Here is a 20,346-nt window from a genome sequence, read left to right on the forward strand (position 1 = left end):
TTTTGACATAGGCAGGAAGCCTTTCTCAAAACCTGCCAACGTTCCCTGCATCAGTCGTTGTTATCTTTGAACCGCTCCAGCGATAAATCAAGGGCTGTATACCAGGAGCCTAATGATCAGTGCGGCGACAAATCCGGGTTCTCGCCACTGGCTTGGCGGCTGGCCGAACCGGCCGATGGACCAGCCACACTCCGGTCAAGCACCCATAGTAACACCATCCACACCAGCATCGCTGCGATGCCGATCATAGCAATACCAACCATTCCCCACTGCTGATAGGCCCAGCCTCCACAGAGCCCGCCGAGCGCTGCGCCCAGAAACTGGCCGGTTGAAAACACGCCCATGGCGGTGCCCCGCGCATACTCGGGTGCGCGACGGCTAATCAGCGACGGCAGACTGGCCTCGACAAAGTTAAAACCCACGAAAAACAACCAGACCAGTCCGATACTCAGCCAGGCCACTGAACTCAGCCCCAGACCTGCCATCGCCAGGGTGATAAAGGCTCCGGCAAGGATCAGAAACACCCGGTGTGCCTTGCGGCGCTCGGCCAGAGCGATCATTGGCACCATCCCCAGAAAAGACAATACCATCACCGGTGCGTAGACCCAGCCAAGCTGATCGCGCAGGATACCCTGCTGCACCAGCACGACGGGCAGACCGACAAACATCATGGTCATGGTCAGGTGCAACACAAACACCCCGATATTCAAGGGCACCAGTTGCCGGTCACGGACCACGCTTCCAAGCTGACTGCCCTGCCAGCGCCGCTCTTCATGCACTTTCGCCGGCGGTGGTGCCGGCAGCCAATAAACAATGACCAAACCAGCCAAAGCCATCAGTGAGGTCGCCCAGAACACGCCGGACAACCCAAAAGCACTGGCGATCACCGGACCAACAATGACGGCCAGCACAAAGGAGCCACCAATAATGGCGCCCACGATGGCCATCGCCTTGGTACGCTCTTCCGGGCGAGTATAGTCAGCCAGCAACGCCAGAATAACGCTGGCGATGGCCCCAGCCCCCTGCAGAGCACGGCCGATAACCACTCCCAACACATGCTCCGACAGTGCAGCGATTACCGACCCGATGATAAAAATCAGTAACCCGGCGGCAATCACCGGCTTACGACCGAACCGATCCGACAACATCCCCAGCGGAATCTGCAACACCGCCTGGGTAATGCCGTAGATCCCCAGTGCAATACCCAACAGCACCGTCGTGGCACCCGTCAGGGACTGGCCATACAGGGTCAGTATAGGCAGCACCATAAACAACCCGAGCATGCGCGAGGCATACAGCAGTGCCAGGCCGGTCAGCGCCTTTTTTTCCAAACTGTTAAAAGCCATAGAGTGGCAACGTCCGTAATGTCCCAGGTTCAGTGCCCAGGCAATTCAGTTGAGTCTGTTAACGAGTGTCGATACAAAGTCGCGCATGGTACCAGAATTGGTTCCCGTTATGCTTGCCACATACAGCATTTTTCAGGGAGTCTTAAGTACTCAGGCTAGGTAACCACGGTTGACCAGCGCTGGGTATCGGGTGCAGAACAGATGGGCGTCGAGCCCCATGGATGGGGCTCGCCGAGCTTACAGGGAGGTACTTGCAGCGTCCCATCAGGTCTGTACCCGATGCCCAGCGCGAGTTATAGCCACAGCATCCAAAACAGCCTCCATCGAACTTGGGTTCTGTACGTTTATACAGTAAACTGGACCGCTTGCGTATCTGCCCAGGCTGGCAGCCGCAACCATCATTGCATCAGCCGGAAAAAGAGGAAGGCATGGACAAGATTTCCGTCCAGGGGGCTCGCACCCATAACCTGAAAAACATCGATGTGGACATACCACGCGATAAACTCGTCGTTATTACTGGCCTGTCCGGTTCGGGCAAATCGTCCCTGGCTTTCGATACTCTTTATGCCGAAGGCCAGCGCCGCTACGTCGAATCATTGTCGACCTATGCCCGCCAATTCCTGTCAATGATGGAAAAGCCCGATGTCGATCACATCGAAGGCTTGTCTCCCGCCATTTCCATTGAGCAGAAGACTACCAGCCACAACCCGCGTTCAACCGTGGGCACTACCACCGAAATTTACGACTACCTGCGACTGCTGTACGCACGAGTCGGCGAACCGCGCTGTCCCGAGCACGACGAACCCCTGGAAGCCCAAACCATCAGCCAGATGGTCGACCAGGTGCTCGCGTTACCCGAAGGCAGCAAGCTGATGATGCTGGCCCCGATCATAGATGATCGCAAAGGTGAGCACCTGCATGTCTTCAACGAGTTGCGGTCTCAGGGGTTTGTGCGGGTTCGGGTCGATGGCACCGTCATGGATCTCGATGAAGTACCAGAGCTCGATAAAAAGCGAAAACACAGCATCGAAGCCGTGGTTGACCGCTTTAAAGTGCGAGACGACCTGAAACTGCGCCTGGCCGAGTCCTTCGAGACCTGCCTGACACTCTCCGGTGGCATCGTGAAAATGGTCTACATGGATGGCGACGGACCAGACATGCTGTTTTCCAACCGGTTTGCCTGCCCGGTCTGCGGCTACTCGATCACCGAGCTTGAACCGCGCATGTTCTCGTTCAACAACCCAGCCGGTGCCTGTGAGCAGTGCGATGGTCTGGGCATGAAGCAGTATTTCGACGGTGGCAAGGTGGTGCGCGATGCTGCCTTGTCGCTGGCCGAAGGGGCGATTCCAGGTTGGGACCGGCGCTCGGTCTACTATTTCAGTCAGTTACAGTCACTCGGTGCGCATTACGGCGTCGACATCGACCAGCCATTCAAAGACCTGCCCAAACGCTTCCAGCGCTATGTGCTGGACGGCACCGGCAAAACCGAGATCGAATTTTCCTACGTTAACAGTCGCGGCGCCACTTACTCGCGCAACCACGCCTTTGAAGGCGTGATGCCGAACATGGAGCGCCGCTACCGGGAAACCGACAGCCAGATGGTGCGTGAGGAACTGTCCAAATTCCTCACCGAGCAAGACTGCCCGGGCTGTCATGGCAGCCGTCTGAAACAAAGTGCGCGTCACGTGTTCGTTAAGGGCATTAACCTGCCCGAAGTGACCCACATGGCCATTGGTGACTCCCTCACCTACTTCAAAGAACTGACGCTGACCGGATCGCGCGCCCAGATCGCCGACAAGATTCTGCGTGAAATTGTTCAGCGCATGACCTTTCTGGTCAATGTCGGGCTCGACTACCTGACCCTCGACCGCAGCGCCGATACGCTCTCTGGTGGTGAAACCCAGCGCATTCGACTGGCCAGCCAGATCGGCGCCGGCCTGGTTGGCGTGATGTACATTCTGGACGAACCCTCCATTGGCCTGCACCAGCGCGACAACGATCGCCTGCTGGAAACCCTGACCAACCTGCGCGATATGGGCAACACGGTGCTGGTGGTCGAGCACGATGAAGACGCCATTCGCGCCGCCGATTTTGTACTCGACATCGGCCCCGGCGCCGGCATTCACGGCGGACACATCGTCGCCTCGGGCACACCAGCCGACATCATGTCCAACCCGGAATCCCTGACCGGCCAGTACCTCAGTGGCAAACAGCGGATTGAGGTGCCGAAAAAGCTGACACCGATGGATCCGAAGAAGCTATTAACCATCAGCGGCGCGCGCGGCAACAACCTCAATGACGTGACCCTGAACCTGCCAGTGGGGCTCTTTACCTGCGTCACCGGGGTTTCCGGTTCCGGCAAATCAACACTGATCAACCAGACTTTGCACCCGCTAGCCGCTACCGTATTGAACAAAGCCACGACTCTGACACCGGCAGCGCACGACAGCATCAGCGGCCTGGACCATTTCGACAAGGCAGTCGACATCGACCAGAGCCCTATTGGCCGTACACCGCGCTCAAACCCCGCGACGTACACCGGCATTTTTACCGCCATCCGCGAGTTGTTTGCTGGTACGCAGGAGGCACGCTCACGCGGCTATCAGCCGGGCCGGTTCAGCTTTAACGTCAAGGGTGGTCGCTGCGAAGCCTGTCAGGGCGATGGTCTGATAAAAGTGGAGATGCACTTCCTGGCCGACATCTACGTGCCCTGCGATGTCTGTACTGGCAAACGCTATAACCGGGAAACGCTCGATGTTCGCTACAAGGGCAAGAACATTCACGAAGTGCTCGAAATGACGATCGAAGAGGGCCGAGCCTTCTTCGACGCCATTCCAGCCCTGTCACGCAAGCTGCAAACACTGATCGACGTTGGCCTGACCTACGTCAAACTGGGGCAAAGCGCGACTACCCTCTCGGGCGGTGAGGCTCAGCGGGTTAAGCTGGCGCGGGAACTGTCGAAGCGCGACACCGGCAATACACTGTACATTCTGGATGAACCGACCACCGGCCTGCACTTTCACGACATTAAACAACTGCTGGCGGTACTGCACCGGCTGCGTGATCACGGAAACACCGTCGTGGTGATCGAACACAACCTGGATGTCATCAAAACAGCCGACTGGATCATTGACCTGGGGCCGGAAGGCGGCAGTCGGGGTGGTTACATCATTGCCGAAGGCACGCCAAAAGACGTCGCCAATAACAAGGCGTCAGCGACCGGCAAATACCTGAAACCGTTGCTCAAAGCCGGCGCCAAAGCCCTGGAAACGGCCTAAAAAACACGACATAAGAACCTCGTCAGCGGGGTTCTTTTGCCTTAGCCTGATTCCAGAAATCATCGAGGCTTTCGAGACTGTGCTCAGACCAGTCACCGCCTTTAGCCTGCACCTGCGCTTCCACCTGACTGAACCGGGCTTCGAATTTGTGGGCGGCTTTGCGCAACGCCTGTTCCGGGTCTACATCCAGGTGGCGGGACAAATTGGCAATCACGAACAGCAAATCGCCTAGCTCTTCTTCAATATGGTCGGCATCACCCGAAGCAGCCGCGTCGCGTAACTCGGCCAGCTCTTCATCCACCTTATCGAACACGCCACTGGCATCGGGCCAATCGAACCCGACCCGGGCGGCCCGCTTCTGCAACTTGCGGGCACGCAGTAAGCCAGGCAAAGAACGCGGCACATCGTCCAGCAGTGACACAACTCGACCGCTGTTCTGCTTCTCAACGTCTTTCAACTGATCCCACTGCCCGTTCACCGTACCGGCATCGGTTTGATGGTTCGGGTCTATTTGGCTTTCAAGCGTACCAGCGGGAAAGACATGCGGGTGGCGACTGATCAGTTTGGCAACCAGATCGTGAATCACATCATCAAGATCAAAGCGCTGCTCTTCTGCGGCGATCTGGGCATAAAACACCACCTGAAACACCAGGTCACCCAGCTCCTCCCGAAGGTGCGCATAGTCGCCCCGCTCAATGGTGTCGATCACCTCATACACCTCTTCCAGCGTATGCGGAACAATCGAATCGTAGGTCTGCTCCAGATCCCATGGGCACCCTGTACCTGGCGTGCGCAACCGCTGCATCAGCGTTTTAAGATGGTGATAGTCGTATCGTTGAGTCAAGCTTAATTGCCTTCTATTTTCGCCAGTGCATATTGCTGGTACTGGGAGTCAAAAACTCAAGTTTCTGAGTTCGCTCAGGAGACTAGCACCGGGTACCGGGTATGCCACTGTGGGGTAGTCCGCAGCAGGGATGCTGCGGCCTAGGCTCCATGGATGGATTGAGTGGGCGGCATCCCGCCCGACCCCACAGAGGCATACGCGGTATCCGGTGCGAGCCACTATCTCTCAGTTACCCCGAACTCTGAAACTTGAGTTCCAGTGAGTCCCCAAACGCCACTAATGCTTCACACGCGGCATTACCCGCCGTACATCCGCTACGTTGGCGATTTTCGACAGCTGCGCCATCACCTTGCCCAGAGAATCGATGTCTTCGATCTCCACCGTCAGCCGCATGTCGGCCTGGCTCTCATCCTTGTTTGACAGGGTGTTAACCGAGGTCACGTTAATGTTGCTGTTGGCCATGATCATCATGATGTCGCGCAGCAGGCCGGTGCGGTCATAAGCCAGAATGTTCAGTTCGACCGGGTAGGTGCGACGAGTCTCACCGCCCCAGCTCACTTCAATAATGCGCTCAGGCTCCCGGTCCTTCATTTGCAACAGATTCACGCAATCCTGCCGGTGGATTGAGACGCCCCGGCCCAGGGTGATGAATCCTACCACCGGGTCGCCGGGTACCGGCTTACAGCAGTTCGCAATTTGCGTCATCATGTTACCGACGCCGTGAATGACCAGGTCGCCACTGGGTTTCAGCTCACTGGCTGTCGACAGCTGGATTTCATCCGGACGCTGCGGGTTAACCATGGCTTCGGCCGAATGAACCACCTGCATCAGGCGCAAATCACCGGCGCCAAGCGCTGCGTACATGTCATCGGCCATCTGAAAGTTGACCCTTCTGGCCAACTCGTCCATATCCAGCTTGGGCAGGTTGAAGCGCTGCAATTCGCGCATCAGCATCGCCTTGCCTTCGCGCAGGTTTTCAGTGCGATCCAGCGACTTAAACCAGTGCCGGATCTTCGCCCGGGCACGCGAACTGTGCACGTAGCCGAGGTCCGGGTTCAGCCAGTCGCGGCTCGGCGCCGGGTCGCGGCCCGTCAATACCGACACCTGATCGCCGATCTTGAGTCGATGCGTCAGCGGCACAATGCGACCATTCACCTTGGCACCCCGGCAACGGTTGCCGACGTCAGTGTGGATCTTGTAGGCGAAATCGATGGGTGTGGCGCCCTTAACCAGGTCGATTACATGGCCCTCGGGGGTCAGTACATAGATGCGGTCGGTGGCGACATCGGCGCCCCACTCCTCCACCATCTCCTGGATATCGCCGAGCTCGTCGTGCCATTCCAGAACCTGGCGCAACCAGTTAACCTTTTCTTCGTAACCGCGCGAATGGGCCTTGCCTTTGGCATCGGTACCCTTATAAACCCAGTGCGCACAGATGCCCAGTTCGGCATCGTCGTGCATCTCATGGGTACGAATCTGAACTTCCACCACCTTGCCTTCCGGCCCTATGACGGCCGTGTGCAGAGAGCGATAACCGTTGGACTTGGGCGAGGCGATGTAATCATCAAATTCGCGGGGTATGTGGCGCCACAGCGAGTGCACAATACCCAGTACGGTGTAGCAATCGCGCACATCCGGTACCAGCACGCGAAACGCCCGAATGTCGTACACCTGGCTGAAGCTGATGTTCTTGCGCTTCATTTTGCGCCAGATCGAATAGATATGTTTGGCACGGCCTTGAATTTCGGCCTTGATGGCCGCCTTTCCGACCTCTTCCTGAATAATGTTCTGCACATTCTCGATGTAACGCTGCCGGTCCAGACGCTTTTCATCCAGCAGCTTGGCGATCTTCTTGTAGTCCAGGGGTTCGATGTACCGGAAAGACAGGTCTTCGAGCTCCCATTTCAGGTGACCAACCCCCAGGCGATGCGCCAGTGGCGCATAGATATCGAAGACTTCACGCGCCACCTTGTAGCGACGCTGGGCGGGCGCGTTCTTTACTGCCCGGATGGCACAGGTCCGCTCGGCGAGCTTGATCAGGGCAACGCGAACGTCGTCAATCATCGCGACCAGCATTTTCCGCACCGCTTCGCCCTGAGTTTCATGCTGTCCAAGCACGGCACGACGCGTCGACTTATGCTTGGTGTGGATGGCAGCCATGCGCAAGACGCCTTCGATCAACATGGCCACCTGCGGACCAAATTGGTCACGCACGGTATCCAACGGCAGCTCCTCTTCACGCACCGTGCGATACAGGATGGCGGCGATGATAGCCTCCTGATCCAAATTCAGTTCTGACAGGATCTCGGCCATTTCCAGGCCCGTACGATAGGCCGACTCGCCTTCTCCCCAATGGTTCTTGGGGGTTTCAGCTTCTTCTTCGGCCACTCTGGCGATGCGACAGGCCCGCAGCAGTTCTTCCCGGTCAAGCAAGGGGTTTTGCTGTTCTACACGGACCAGCCAGGACTCCAGGTCCACCGTTCCGTCACTGAACACGGGTTGATCTTCGCGTACCTTAACCATCAGCTACTCATGTGTTGTTCAAATCGTCACATAGCCAGGCTATGCACAGACGTCCTGTCGCGGAGGGCCTCCCCGAAACCGGGCGCACCTTAGCCATTGAACTCTTCCGGCGCAAGGACCTTTTACCAGCGCCCATTCGCCTTAGCCAGTTTCGGGCCAGTTCAATCTTTACCAGAAAAAACGCCGGTCGAAAGATACCGGTCACCCCGGTCACAGATAATGGCTACGATGACGGCATTCTCAAGCTGTGCACTGAGGCGCAGGGCACCGGCCACTGAGCCACCTGACGACACACCGGCAAAAATGCCTTCTTCGGCCGCCAGGCGACGCATGGCCACTTCTGCCTCGTGCTGATTGATATCCAACACTTGGTCTACCCGGCTGGCCTCATAGATTTTGGGCAGGTAGGCCTCTGGCCAACGACGAATACCGGGAATCTGGGAGCCTTCATCGGGTTGCAGCCCCACGATCTGAACAGCCGGGCTCTGCTCCTTAAGATAGCGGGAAACGCCCATAATGGTGCCGGTTGTGCCCATGGATGAAACAAAATGGGTCACTTGGCCCTGAGTATCGCGCCAGATCTCCGGCCCCGTGCTTTCATAATGGGCACGGGGGTTATCCGGGTTGGCAAACTGATCGAGCACCCGACCCTTGCCTTCCGACTGCATCTGCAATGCCAGATCACGCGCGTACTCCATGCCCTGCTCCTGGGTGACGCTGATGATCTCGGCCCCATAGGCGCGCATGCTCGCACGACGCTCTTCACTGAGGTTTGCCGGCATGATCAGAATCATCTTGTAGCCCTTGATCGCGGCCGCCATGGCCAGGGCAATACCGGTGTTTCCGCTGGTGGCTTCAATCAGCGTATCACCGGGCTTGATGTCACCTCGCTCTTCGGCATGCTGGATCATACTGATCGCCGGCCGGTCCTTAACCGAACCCGCCGGGTTATTCCCTTCCAGTTTGAGCAGGATGGTGTTGGTCGTCTTACCGGCCATGCGCTGCAGACGAACCAGTGGCGTATTGCCGACAAAATCTTCAATCGTCGGATATGAGGGCATTACCTGCCTCCTAGCAAAAAAGTGCGGCTATGATACTGCGTTCGGGCGCCAGTGCGTAATAGCGCCTGCTTTTAACCAGCAACCTCAGCGCTATATCGCGGCTATTATGACACCGTAAATTGCGCGTCAGGCGCGCTCTGGCAGGGGGTTTCAATTGACCGCCTGCAATGGGCCGATTACAGTTCCTTTACTACAAAGACAGGCAGTCACATGATTTCCACGGGTATTCAAAACCGTATCCTCTTTATCGCTCTGGCGCCGGTACTGGTCTTTGGCATCGCCTTTACCGCCTGGTTTACGAAAAACGATATGGACCAGCAAACCAACGCCTTCAATAACCGGACTGAGACAGCGGTTAACCGGTTGGCAGACGCTTTGTCGCTGCCACTGCAGGAAGGCCGTACCGAGCTGGTTCATGCCCTGCTACGCCGTGCCCTGAACGAGCGCGATGCACGTGCCGTGCGCTTGTTTGACCCCTTTGGCAGTGAGTGGCTTGAATCCGGCCCGACTATGCGCGGCCCGGCTTACCCCTATTCCATTCAGGACACCAATCGCCTGACCCGTTACCGCACTCAGTCGACATTGCGCTACCTGATTCCCGTGTACCCGCCAGCCGACTTGCAATTGCGCATGAGCACCTCGGCCCCGACCGGCTGGCTGGAAATTGAGTTCGACTACGCCAACACCCAGGTTGCCCACTACCGGACCTTGCTGATCAACCTGATGATCCTTTCTCTGGGTCTGATCGCTGTGTCCGGTCTCGCTGTGTGGCTCAGCCGGGAAATTAGCCGCCCGGTACGCAACATGATTGCCACTGTAGACGCGATTCGCGAGGGCAACCTGGATGCCCGGGTCGATCTGAAAGCCAATGGCGAGCTGCATGATCTGGAAGTGGGCATTAACTCCATGGCAGAAACCCTGCGTGATGCCTACGAGGAAATGCAAAACAGTGTAGAACAGGCTACCGAAGACTTGCGCGAGACTCTGGAAACCATCGAAATCCAGAACATTGAACTGGACATGGCCCGGCGCGAAGCGCAACAGGCCAACCAGGTGAAAACCGAGTTTCTGGCCAACATGAGCCACGAAATTCGCACACCGCTCAATGGCATTATTGGCTTTGCCCGCCTGCTGGCCAAGTCCAACCTGACGCGCAAGCAGGAAGACTACATCTCCACCATACTGTCGTCATCTCAGGGGTTGCTGACCATCATCAATGACGTACTCGATTTCTGTAAAATCGAGGCGGGCAAGCTGATGCTCGACAACCGCAGCATGAACCTGCGCGAGACGATCGAGGATGTACTCGTGATGCTGGCGCCTGCATCCCAGGCCAAGCAACTCGAAGTGGTCAGCCTCTATTACTCCGATGTGCCCGAACAGCTGATCACCGACCCGCTGCGGCTCAAGCAGGTGTTGACCAACCTGGTTAACAACGCCATCAAGTTCACGCCCAAAGGCAGCATTGTGGTGCGAACCATGATCGAGCAGGCGCAGGGCAATAAACTGATGGTCCGCATCAGTGTCACCGACACCGGTATTGGCTTGTCCAAAGCCGAGCAGAAAGCCCTGTTTCATGCCTTCACGCAAGCCGATTCATCAACCGCCCGTGAGTTTGGCGGTACCGGCCTCGGCCTGGTCATTTCCAAGCGGCTGGTGGAACAGATGGGCGGTGATATTGGCCTGGAAAGCCAGAAAGACGAGGGTTCTACCTTCTGGTTCAACATCAAGGCAGAAGTGGCTCCGGCCATTCAGCAGCCGCCCAAACTGACCGATCTCAGCGGTTTCACGCTGGCCGTTGTAGAACCGCGCGAAATGTCGCAGCTTGCACTGCGCCACCAGGCGGAGCAATGGGGCATGGAATGCCTGGTCATGAAACAGCTCGATGAGTTGCACCAACACCTCAAACAGCCGGATACGGTACGTCCTGACATGGCACTGGTGGACGTTAGCGGCTTTGGCAACGACGATTCCCTCTACCGGAAAATCCTGCACATTGAACGGGAACTGCATTGTCCGACGCTGGTACTGGCCACAACGCGCGATGAAGACATCAGCTACAAATTGCTGGAACAGGGCGCCAAGCATTACCTGTCGACACCGGTGCGCTACAGTCAACTTTACCAGACGCTGGTGACTATGTTGCGTCCGGAAAAAGCCGGGCAAGTCGACGAGAACTCGTCGCTGGCGCTGGGTCTGGTGCGCTCCACAGTCCGGGTATTGGCGGTGGATGATAACCCCGCCAACCTGAAACTGATCATCACGCTGCTGGAGAGCATCGGGGTTCAGGTCGACGGCGCGCGCAATGGCGAAGATGCCGTGAAAGCCGTTCAGAGTGCGCAGTATGACCTGATCTTCATGGACATTCAGATGCCGGGCATGGACGGGAAACAGGCCACACGCCGAATTCGCCAGATGGAGCCCGCCCAGGCTCGCGTACCAATCATCGCGCTGACAGCGCACGCCCTGGCCGAGGAGCGGCAAAGCATGCTCGACAGCGGCATGGACGACTACCTGACCAAGCCGGTTGATGAAGACCAGCTACATCGAACCTTGTTCAAATGGACGGGCACAGCCCTGAGTTATGAAGATACACCGTCCGTTACGTCACCTGCCGACACCGAAGCGCCTGCATCGCTCGATATGGAAACGCTGCATGGATTGCCAGTGGTCGATTTTGTCTCAGGCCTGGAGAAAGCCAGTGGCAAGCTGGGCCTGGCGCGCGATATGTTCGCCATGCTTATAGATAGCCTGGAAAAGGATCAGAGACGCATGAACGCCCTCTATCAGCAAGGTGATTACAAGTCCCTGCTTGAAGACGTTCACCGTCTGCACGGTGCCACTCACTATTGCGGTGTACCGCGCATTCAGATGACCGCCATGTACACCGAGTCGCTGCTCAAACAGGGGCACTATGCCATTCTGGAAGACGCACTGTTTTTACTGAATGAAGAAATCAATGAATTGCAGCACTGGTCGAACGATCATGACTGGGAAAAGGTGCTGGATCAGGCGGTGAAGGTGTACGCCTATCAAATGCAGCAGAAATCGGGCAAGCGCCAGCCCAGCTGACAACACCCTCAGGCAATCACGGCAAAAGCTACTACATAGTCGTGTTCATCAGCCAGGCTGATATGAACCCGTGCCGCACCCAAAGCCTGTTGCTTCACCAGCGCCACCCCGTGCAACTGGGCCCGGGGAGCGCCCAGCTCGTCCGGCAGTATCTCTATGCCCTGAAACGTAACGCCCTGGGCTATGCCTGTACCCAATGCCTTGGCAATGGCCTCTTTTCCGGCAAAGCGATTGGCCAGAAACTTCACCGGTGCACCCCGTCTATGGTACTCGTCCTGTTCGGCGCTGGTCAGTATGCGCTTCAGAAAACGCTCGCCCTGCTGGGCAAGCACCTGCTCGATCCGCTGAATATTGACGATGTCGGTCCCAATGTTCACACCCTGAATCTCTTTAGTGGCACGTTGCAACGCTCAGCATACCCAGTTTTTACTGTGCCAGGAACGGCCTTCGAGCACATGCTGAATTCGGCTGGCATTGATCTCACGGGCCACTGACAAGGCAGGGTCGGATTGCCAGTTATTGTCGGCTATGGCCTGAATCAGACTGCCCGGCAAGTTATCGTCCCGGCTGCCCTGACAAAACCCCCGAGCCGGATCAAAACGATAGTAACTCCCCGGCTCAATCCAGTCACCGGTGTCCATGGTCTGGCGATAATCCAGCCCAAACCCAGTCGCCTCGAGCAGCCGCCGCTCGAAATAGCGCAGTGCAGGCGCCTGTTGCGATGGCTCAGCCAGCAGCAGCAGTGTACTCGCATAGACACCAAAGAAGGCCTCGTCGACCTGAAACCGGGGCACCAGACGCACACAGAGTTCATTGATGTACAACCCCTGAACCAGCGCGGCGCCCTGATGTACGGGTGCCGCCCCCTGATAGCGCCAATCGCCCAGTTGCTTCAACTCAGCAGTGCCGTGTGTTCTGACCAGACAGGGGCAAAACAGAGCAGGACGCGAGCCTCGGCCGACCGCCGTAAACCGACCCTGATTTGGGGTAAGCAACTCCAGTAACCAGTGAGATTCGCGAAACGGACGGGCATGCAGCACGTAGGCGGGCTGAGCTGGCGCACGCCGGCCGATCATGGTTCGTTAAAGTAGCCCAGGCTTTTCAAAGCGCGTTCGTCATCGGCCCAGCCACCCTTCACTTTAACCCAGAGATTCAACATCACCTTGGCGTCGAACAGTTGCTCCATGTCCATACGGGCATCCTGACCCACTTTCTTGATCCGACTGCCTTTGTCACCAATAACAATCTTCTTTTGCCCCTGGCGTTCCACCAGAATCAGGCCGTGAATGTGCAGCACCCGATCTTCAAACTTGAACTGTTCGATTTCAACCGCCATCGAATAAGGCAATTCAGCACCGAGCTGACGCATCAGCTTTTCCCGAATCATCTCGGCCGCCATAAAGCGCTCGGTCCGGTCGGTGATCTGGTCTTCGGGAAAATAGAACAGACTCTTGGGCAGACGCTTCGCGATCTGTTCAACCAGGGTGTCGAGGTTGTTGCCTCTCAGCGCCGATAAAGGAACGACCTCGGCAAAATCGAACTGCTCAGCCAGTCGTTGCATGTGAGGCAACAGGCTTTGTTTGTCTTCAAGGTGATCCACCTTGTTGATCGCCAGAATGACCGGTGCCTTGTTAGCCTTGAGTTTGTCGAGTACCCACTGATCTTCGTCTGTCCAGACCGTTCGGTCGACGACCAGTACGATCACATCGACATCAGCCAGAGCTGAATCGGCGGCCCGGTTCATATATCGGTTGATCGCCTTCTCTTCGCCGCGGTGCATCCCCGGTGTATCGACGAAGATCATCTGTACATCGCCTTCACTGTGAATCCCCATGACCCGGTGACGGGTGGTCTGGGGCTTGCGCGAGGTAATGGACACTTTCTGGCCCAGAACGTGGTTCATCAGCGTGGATTTACCGACGTTCGGGCGACCCACAATGGCCACAAAGCCACAGCGGGTATTCAATTCATAGGGTTCGTTCACTTGGCATGCTCTCCGAGCGCTTTGAGGGCCGCGCGTGCGGCTTCCTGCTCCGCAATACGACGGCTGTTACCGGCACCGACGGTCGGCTGCTCCAGCCCTTCCACTTCACAATCGACGGTAAAGGTCTGATCGTGTGCCTCGCCGCTCACTTCGCGCACACTGTACTGCGGCAAGGGGGCTTTTCGCGATTGCAAAAACTCCTGCAAGCGGGTTTTGGAATCCTTGATGTTGTCGCTCAGGTTCAGTTCCTGCAACCGTTGCTCGAACCACTGAACGATGACACTCTGTGCCGCATCCAGTGATTGATCCAGACTGATGGCACCGATGATCGCTTCAATCGCATCAGCAAGAATACTATCGCGCCGGAAGCCGCCGCTTTTCAACTCGCCGCTGCCCAAACGCAAACACTCACCGAGTTCAAATTCGCGGCCCAGTTCCGCCAGCGTTTCACCTTTTACCAGGTGCGCCCTTAACCGGGACAGCTGGCCTTCTCTTGCTTTGGGGAAACGATCATACAACTGCTGAGCAATGGTGCAGTTAAGAATGGCATCACCAAGAAATTCGAGTCGCTCGTTGTTCTTTCGGGAGAAGCTGCGATGCGTAAGCGCCTGTTGCAACAGCGCTCCGTCTTTAAACTGATAACCCAGCCGCTGGCTGAGTCGTTCAATCATTAATGACACTGGTCAGAGTCCGTATTCTTCATAAAACGTCAGCACGACATCAATGTTGGCGAAGATGTGCACCCTTTTTTCATAGTCGAGGGTGACTTTGGGCTCATTGGAGCGCAAATCGAACGTCAGATCTTTGCGCAGATCGAGCTCAATATTATTAATGCTCAGGTTTTTCGACATCCTGTCTCTGAACTCGGATTCCAGTGCCTGGTCACCGTTTAACTCCTGGGCGGTACGACTGATCATCTGGTCGATGGTGAACTGGTCATAGTAAGGGCCAGATAACTTGATGATCAGAGTGCCGAAAAAAATGACCATAAACAGCAAGATGGCCATTGAAAGAATCGTCATGCCCTGCTCACGTTTCGGAGTCCGCATTGTCATTCATCCTGTATGGGGCAATGCCGTTCGCATTGCCGGTCTTATGGGGCAGGCTGGAACACCGGTTAACGGCTAGCCACTGCTTCGGGGTAAACTCGCGCAGTCTGGCGACTTAGTCAATAGCACCAACGCGCGAGAAGGCCGGATACCAGCCCTTCCAGGTCATCCAGACGGCCACTGCTTCACCGAGAATCGCATTTTCGTCTACAAACCCCCAGGCATTATTGCCCTGGTTATTATAGTCGCTTTGCTCCAGTCGACGCTGCCCTTCCCAGTATCGGGAATCGTGACTTGCGTCACGGTTATCACCCATCACAAAATAATGCCCTTTCGGCACCAAAACGCCTTCGGCGGGCACCCATTCGTGCGGATGCCGACTCGGCCCCGCCTGATTCTGATAGATAAAATGCTCTACATCGCCCAATTGTTCGCTGTACAGCGTATAGCGGCCTTCGTCGTCAGCCGTGCGCTGTTCAAAGGCAAAGTCAATGGCTTCGCCATTGATGCTGAGCTGACGGCGACCGTAATCGTATTGAATCAGGTCTCCTGGCAATCCAACGACACGTTTGATGAAGTTCTTGCTGGGTTCATGCGGCGGCCGGAACACGATGACATCACCACGCTCGGGCCGACTCACCGGAATAACCACGTCATTGGTCACCGGCATGCGCAGGCCGTAAGTGAAGCGGTTTACAATGATGAAATCACCAATTTCCAGTGTCGGCTTCATCGACCCCGAGGGAATCTGAAAAGGTTCAAACAAGAAGCTGCGCAGCACGAACACAATGAGCAATACAGGGAAAAAGGACCGGCTGTTTTCGATCAGCCCAGGCTCTACGTTCAAATCTTCACGAACGTTTTTGAAATCCGTCATGGACAGTTCAGCCGCAGCCAGCACCTTGCGACGGTAAGCCCGTAACAGCAGGATATCTGCCAGGTACACCAGTCCGGTAACCAGCGTCGCTACCGCCAGCAACAAGGCAAAATCAAAACTCTGCTGAATGGTCTGCCAGATCAACGCTAACAGCAGAGCCAGTAGTGCGTAACCCAGCCCACGCTCCAGTATGCTGGGGGCAAACAGTGCCTCCAACTGCTCCCGACTCCAGTCGCTCTGGCCAACCGCGTCCGCCAGGCGTTGCCGCTGCCGGATAAAGATCGCCGCTGCCAACACCACCGTCATAACCAGGCTGGCCCAAAAAAGCACAATCACGTTCATTCCATACTGTCCTTATGCAAAACACTGGCACCAGAGGCCTACAGGGCCGGTCAGCCATCCACTTTCAAAATCGCCAGGAAGGCATCCTGCGGAATCGATACCGATCCGACCTGCTTCATTCGCTTTTTGCCTTCTTTCTGGCGTTGTAGCAATTTCTTCTTGCGGCTGACGTCGCCGCCGTAACATTTCGCGGTAACGTTCTTGCGCAGGGCTTTCACCGTAGTGCGCGCAACCACCTGGTTGCCAATGGCGGCCTGCACCGCCACATCAAACATCTGACGGGGAATCAGTTCCTTCATTTTTTCACACAGCAAACGACCACGACGTTGCACGTGATCCCGGTGCATAATGACCGCCAGGGCGTCCACCCGGTCGCCGTTGACCAGCACATCGAGGCGAGTCAGTTCCGATGCTTCAAAGCGATCGAAGGCGAAATCGAGCGAGGCAAAGCCACGACTGACCGATTTGAGCCGATCGAAGAAATCCATCACGATTTCAGCCATCGGCAAATCGTATTCCAGCGATACCTGCCCGCCCAGGAACTGCATGTCACGCTGCACACCCCGTTTTTCAACACAGAGGGTTATCACATTGCCGACGTGCTCCTGAGGCACCAGAATCGACGCTCTGACAATGGGCTCCCGGAATTCCTCAATGTTGTTAACGGCGGGCAGTTTCGATGGGTTATCAACAAAAACAACCTCGCCGTCTGTTTTCAGAATCTCATACACCACCGTCGGCGCCGTGATGATCAGGTCCAGGTCGTATTCGCGTTCCAACCGTTCCTGGATGATCTCCATGTGCAACATGCCAAGGAAACCACAGCGAAAGCCAAAGCCCAGTGCGTCAGAGCTTTCCGGCTCATAGAACAGGCTGGCGTCGTTCAGGCTGAGTTTTTCGAGGGCGGTACGAAAGTCTTCGTAGTCGTCGGCAGAGACCGGAAACAGGCCGGCATAGACCTGCGGCTTGCTTTTCTTGAAGCCGGGCACGGCTGCGACATTGGGTGTGCTCGACAAAGTAATGGTATCGCCGACCGGTGCTCCGCGAATCTCCTTGATGGAGGCGCAGATAAACCCGACTTCCCCCGCTCTGAGCCGGTTCTTTTCAGCCATCTTCGGCGTAAAGATACCCAGTTTGTCGACCACATGAATGCGACCGGTGCTCTTGATAATGATCTTGTCGCCCTTGTTCAGAGTGCCATGGCGAACCCGAACCAGAGAAACCACCCCCAGGTAGTTATCGAACCAGGAATCGATGATCAGCGCCTGCAAGTCGCCGTCGAGGTTGCCTACCGGTGGTGGTATGCGTTCGATCAGTTGCTCGAGCACGTCCTCGATGCCCAGACCACTCTTAGCCGAGGCATGCACCGCATCGTGAGCGTCGATGCCGATAATCTCTTCAATTTCCTGGGCGACACGGTCGGGCTCTGCCTGGGGCAGGTCCATCTTGTTCAACACCGGTACAACCTCAAGGCCCTGCTCAATGGCGGTATAGCAGTTGGCGACAGACTGGGCTTCAACCCCCTGGGCAGCATCGACGACCAACAGAGCCCCTTCACAGGCAAACAGCGAGCGCGAGACTTCATAGGCGAAGTCAACGTGCCCCGGCGTATCAATGAAATTCAACTGGTACACTTTGCCATCGCGAGCCTTGTAATCGAGGGTCACGCTCTGTGCCTTGATGGTGATGCCCCGTTCACGCTCCAGATCCATGGAATCCAGCACCTGCTCGGCCATCTCACGCTCGGTCAGGCCGCCACACACCTGAATGAAGCGGTCTGCCAGTGTGGATTTGCCATGGTCGATATGGGCGATGATGGAGAAATTACGGATGTGGGAGAGATCACTGCTCACAGAAGCAAATACTCAGCTTAAAAATGGGGTCGCGAGTTTAAACCATTTGACCTGTGAACACCATGACAGCCCCGGCCGAAAGCGACCGGCCGGGGCTTTGATTCACTCGGTGGGAATCGCCAGATAGACGATGTTGGTGCCGCGTAGAATGCGGACCGCTACGGCCCCATTTTGCGGCAATTCACGTACAATGCGGTCGAAGTCTTCTTTGTCGCGGACAAAGGAGCCACCCATCATGGTGATGACATCGCCGGATTGCAGCCCCGCTTCCTGAGCAGGCCCGGCCAGCACTTCTTCAACCAAAACACCATCGCGGTCGCCTGCATCCACCACCAGGATGTTCAGCGAGTTGTCTGAACTCGGCTCCGGAGGCGCTGCCTGGGCCGCTACGCGGGTCTCATCGAGTATTCCGATGGTGACATCAAGGGTTTCCCGCTCTCCGTTACGCAGCACAACAACGTCGACCGTGCTTTCGGGCATAACCTGGCCCACCAGGGGTGGCAGATCGGAATAGCGACGCACTGGCTTGCCGTCGAACTCGAGAATGATGTCATCGGCTCGGATGCCACCTTGCTCGGCCGGACTGCCTTCAAATACCCGGGCGATCAGCGCCCCTTCGGCACGATCCAGACCCATTGACCGGGCCAGTTCAAGATTCTCGTTGAACGGCGGGTACATTTCGACACCCAGCCAACCGCGCTGAACCTCACCATTGTCACGCAACTGGTCAGCAATGTTCATGGCAATATCAATCGGGATGGCAAAGGAAACGCCCATGAAACCACCCGAACGGGTATAGATCTGGGAGTTGATACCAACCACTTCGCCATCCAGGTTAAACAAAGGACCGCCGGAGTTACCCGGATTAATGGCAACATCGGTCTGAATAAAGGGGACGTAACGGTCTGACCCTCCCAGCGCGCGCCCCTTGGCGCTGACGATACCGGCAGTAACCGAATACTCAAAGTTAAACGGTGATCCGATGGCCAGGACCCATTCGCCTACTTTGAGGTCTTCGCTGCTACCGATGGTCACCGCGTGCAGGTCTTCCGCGTCAACTTTCAGCAGCGCCACGTCACTTTGTGGGTCAGTGCCAATCACCTCGGCCGCGTAGGAGGTGCCATTGGTTAGCATCACCCGAACGTCGTCGGCCCCGTCAATGACGTGATTATTGGTCAGAATATAACCATCTTCAGAGAGAATAAATCCTGAGCCGAGCCCCTCTCTTGGCGTTGGGCTGGGTCGCTGGAAATCGAAATTCGGTGGCAACTGATCGCCAAAGAAATAGCGGAAGAATTCCGGTACCTGCTGGTTGCTGTCCGGCTGGGCCGACCGTTCAACCGGTGCGGTTGAGGTGGTGATTTTAACCACTGACGGTGAATGTTCTTCCACCAGTTCGGTAAAATCGGGTAAGCCTTCAGCGATGGCCTGGCTGGCCAAAAACAAAACGCCCACGACTGCGGTAACAATGGATGTCCGTTGAAACATGAATGAGTACTCCACTCAGCTTTGAGTTGAACTGGGATGTTAGGCCTAAGTGTGTCTTATCAAAGCGCCCGGGGTGTTCGTTTTACATGCCATTTACGCCCTGTTAGTCAGGGCGCTGAAGCCATTAGCCGGCTTCCCGGGCGAATACGCCAACCGCTGGCTCTTCAATCGACAAAATGCGCGGCTGTGCGGTCTTGCCCGGATGGGCAAAGCGCCAGCGGGTGATGATCACCGCGAAGGCACCGGCAAGAACGGCCGCCACCAACTGAACCGGCTCAGGCAGGGACAGCCGGGTCGCCACCCATAGCGCTAGAAAAGCGGGCAGTAGTGGCCACAGATACATCCAGACGGCAGCGCGCGACAGGGCATCTTCAGGAATGCCCAGGCGAACCACATCGCCCGGCCGCAAGGCCCGAGACGCCAGGGTGTTGGCGCTGTCGATAAAAAAATGGTTTTTGGCATCCTGACGGTCGGCGCTGCCCCACTCACTCAGCACCGCCTGGCCACATCCCTGACGGGCCTTGCAACTCTTACAGGCGCTGGTTTGCACAACGGATACAACGCTCCCGGAAGCATTTACGTCAATAACCTGTCCACGCTCTTCGACCACAGGGTATCCATCTCTGCCT

Annotated in this window: 15 protein-coding genes; 2 read left to right on the top strand and 13 right to left on the bottom strand. The window is 56.6% G+C overall.

What is annotated here, in order from left to right; genetic code table 11:
• Positions 1-116 precede the first annotated feature (116 nt).
• The gene (locus ABJT94_RS04880; RefSeq protein WP_348477249.1) at positions 117-1,346 is read right to left on the bottom strand and encodes an MFS transporter; all 1,230 of its coding nucleotides are present in this window, start codon (positions 1,344-1,346) and stop codon (positions 117-119) included.
• A 428-nt stretch (positions 1,347-1,774) separates the two neighbouring features.
• Here ABJT94_RS04880 and uvrA point away from each other — a divergent pair, with 428 nt between their 5' ends.
• The gene (gene uvrA, locus ABJT94_RS04885; RefSeq protein ID WP_348477248.1) at positions 1,775-4,624 is read left to right on the top strand and encodes an excinuclease ABC subunit UvrA; all 2,850 of its coding nucleotides are present in this window, start codon (positions 1,775-1,777) and stop codon (positions 4,622-4,624) included.
• A 22-nt stretch (positions 4,625-4,646) separates the two neighbouring features.
• Here the strand turns inward: uvrA and mazG are convergent, their stop codons facing one another.
• The 3 genes from mazG to cysM all read right to left on the bottom strand — a co-directional run bounded on the left by mazG (position 4,647) and on the right by cysM (position 9,052).
• On the bottom strand, positions 4,647-5,468 hold the full coding sequence (gene mazG / locus ABJT94_RS04890) for a nucleoside triphosphate pyrophosphohydrolase (protein WP_348477246.1): 822 nt from the start codon (positions 5,466-5,468) through the stop codon (positions 4,647-4,649).
• 276 nt (positions 5,469-5,744) lie between these two features.
• Entirely contained in the window at positions 5,745-7,991 is a 2,247-nt protein-coding gene (gene relA, locus ABJT94_RS04895; RefSeq protein ID WP_348477245.1) for a GTP diphosphokinase, read from the bottom strand.
• 161 nt (positions 7,992-8,152) lie between these two features.
• Positions 8,153-9,052: a cysteine synthase CysM gene (gene cysM / locus ABJT94_RS04900; protein WP_348477244.1), complete on the bottom strand. Its 900-nt coding sequence runs from the start codon at positions 9,050-9,052 to the stop codon at positions 8,153-8,155.
• Between the two features lie 210 nt (positions 9,053-9,262).
• On the opposite strand from cysM, the gene ABJT94_RS04905 reads away from it, so the two are divergent.
• A complete protein-coding gene (locus ABJT94_RS04905) occupies positions 9,263-12,124 on the top strand; it encodes a response regulator (RefSeq protein WP_348477243.1) in 2,862 nt (953 codons plus the stop codon).
• 8 nt (positions 12,125-12,132) lie between these two features.
• Here the strand turns inward: ABJT94_RS04905 and acpS are convergent, their stop codons facing one another.
• The 9 genes from acpS to ABJT94_RS04950 form a co-directional block, all read right to left on the bottom strand.
• Positions 12,133-12,501 carry a holo-ACP synthase gene (gene acpS, locus ABJT94_RS04910; RefSeq protein ID WP_348477242.1) on the bottom strand — a complete coding sequence of 123 codons (369 nt, stop codon included), beginning with the start codon at positions 12,499-12,501 and terminating at the stop codon, positions 12,133-12,135.
• A 33-nt stretch (positions 12,502-12,534) separates the two neighbouring features.
• Positions 12,535-13,200 (bottom strand): DNA repair protein RecO C-terminal domain-containing protein, encoded by a 666-nt coding sequence (locus ABJT94_RS04915; protein WP_348477241.1) that lies wholly within the window; start codon positions 13,198-13,200, stop codon positions 12,535-12,537.
• Positions 13,197-14,108, bottom strand: a complete 912-nt coding sequence (gene era / locus ABJT94_RS04920) for a GTPase Era (protein ID WP_348477240.1) — start codon at positions 14,106-14,108, stop codon at positions 13,197-13,199. The genes ABJT94_RS04915 and era overlap by 4 nt, the downstream gene beginning before the upstream one ends.
• Positions 14,105-14,779 carry a ribonuclease III gene (gene rnc / locus ABJT94_RS04925; RefSeq protein ID WP_348477239.1) on the bottom strand — a complete coding sequence of 225 codons (675 nt, stop codon included), beginning with the start codon at positions 14,777-14,779 and terminating at the stop codon, positions 14,105-14,107. The genes era and rnc overlap by 4 nt, the downstream gene beginning before the upstream one ends.
• 12 nt (positions 14,780-14,791) lie before the next feature.
• On the bottom strand, positions 14,792-15,157 hold the full coding sequence (locus ABJT94_RS04930) for a DUF4845 domain-containing protein (RefSeq protein ID WP_164743866.1): 366 nt from the start codon (positions 15,155-15,157) through the stop codon (positions 14,792-14,794).
• Positions 15,158-15,272: 115 nt separating this feature from the next.
• A complete protein-coding gene (gene lepB / locus ABJT94_RS04935; RefSeq protein WP_348477238.1) occupies positions 15,273-16,376 on the bottom strand; it encodes a signal peptidase I in 1,104 nt (367 codons plus the stop codon).
• 50 nt (positions 16,377-16,426) lie between these two features.
• The gene (lepA, locus tag ABJT94_RS04940) at positions 16,427-18,229 is read right to left on the bottom strand and encodes a translation elongation factor 4 (protein ID WP_348477237.1); all 1,803 of its coding nucleotides are present in this window, start codon (positions 18,227-18,229) and stop codon (positions 16,427-16,429) included.
• Positions 18,230-18,331: 102 nt separating this feature from the next.
• Positions 18,332-19,717, bottom strand: coding sequence for a Do family serine endopeptidase (locus ABJT94_RS04945; RefSeq protein WP_348477235.1), 1,386 nt, complete (start codon positions 19,715-19,717; stop codon positions 18,332-18,334).
• A 124-nt stretch (positions 19,718-19,841) separates the two neighbouring features.
• Entirely contained in the window at positions 19,842-20,327 is a 486-nt protein-coding gene (locus ABJT94_RS04950) for a SoxR reducing system RseC family protein (protein WP_348477234.1), read from the bottom strand.
• Positions 20,328-20,346 lie beyond the last annotated feature (19 nt).

This window comes from Saccharospirillum sp. (assembly GCF_039982735.1).
Classification (GTDB): domain Bacteria; phylum Pseudomonadota; class Gammaproteobacteria; order Pseudomonadales; family Natronospirillaceae; genus Saccharospirillum.

Coding starts and splice junctions, on each gene's coding strand:
- ABJT94_RS04880 (WP_348477249.1), bottom strand. CDS start 1,346: ATGGCTTTTAACAGTTTGGAAAAAAAGGCGCTGACCGGCCTGGCACTG.
- uvrA (WP_348477248.1), top strand. CDS start 1,775: ATGGACAAGATTTCCGTCCAGGGGGCTCGCACCCATAACCTGAAAAAC.
- relA (WP_348477245.1), bottom strand. CDS start 7,991: ATGGTTAAGGTACGCGAAGATCAACCCGTGTTCAGTGACGGAACGGTG.
- cysM (WP_348477244.1), bottom strand. CDS start 9,052: ATGCCCTCATATCCGACGATTGAAGATTTTGTCGGCAATACGCCACTG.
- ABJT94_RS04905 (WP_348477243.1), top strand. CDS start 9,263: ATGATTTCCACGGGTATTCAAAACCGTATCCTCTTTATCGCTCTGGCG.
- ABJT94_RS04915 (WP_348477241.1), bottom strand. CDS start 13,200: ATGATCGGCCGGCGTGCGCCAGCTCAGCCCGCCTACGTGCTGCATGCC.
- rnc (WP_348477239.1), bottom strand. CDS start 14,779: ATGATTGAACGACTCAGCCAGCGGCTGGGTTATCAGTTTAAAGACGGA.
- ABJT94_RS04930 (WP_164743866.1), bottom strand. CDS start 15,157: ATGCGGACTCCGAAACGTGAGCAGGGCATGACGATTCTTTCAATGGCC.
- lepB (WP_348477238.1), bottom strand. CDS start 16,376: ATGAACGTGATTGTGCTTTTTTGGGCCAGCCTGGTTATGACGGTGGTG.
- ABJT94_RS04945 (WP_348477235.1), bottom strand. CDS start 19,717: ATGTTTCAACGGACATCCATTGTTACCGCAGTCGTGGGCGTTTTGTTT.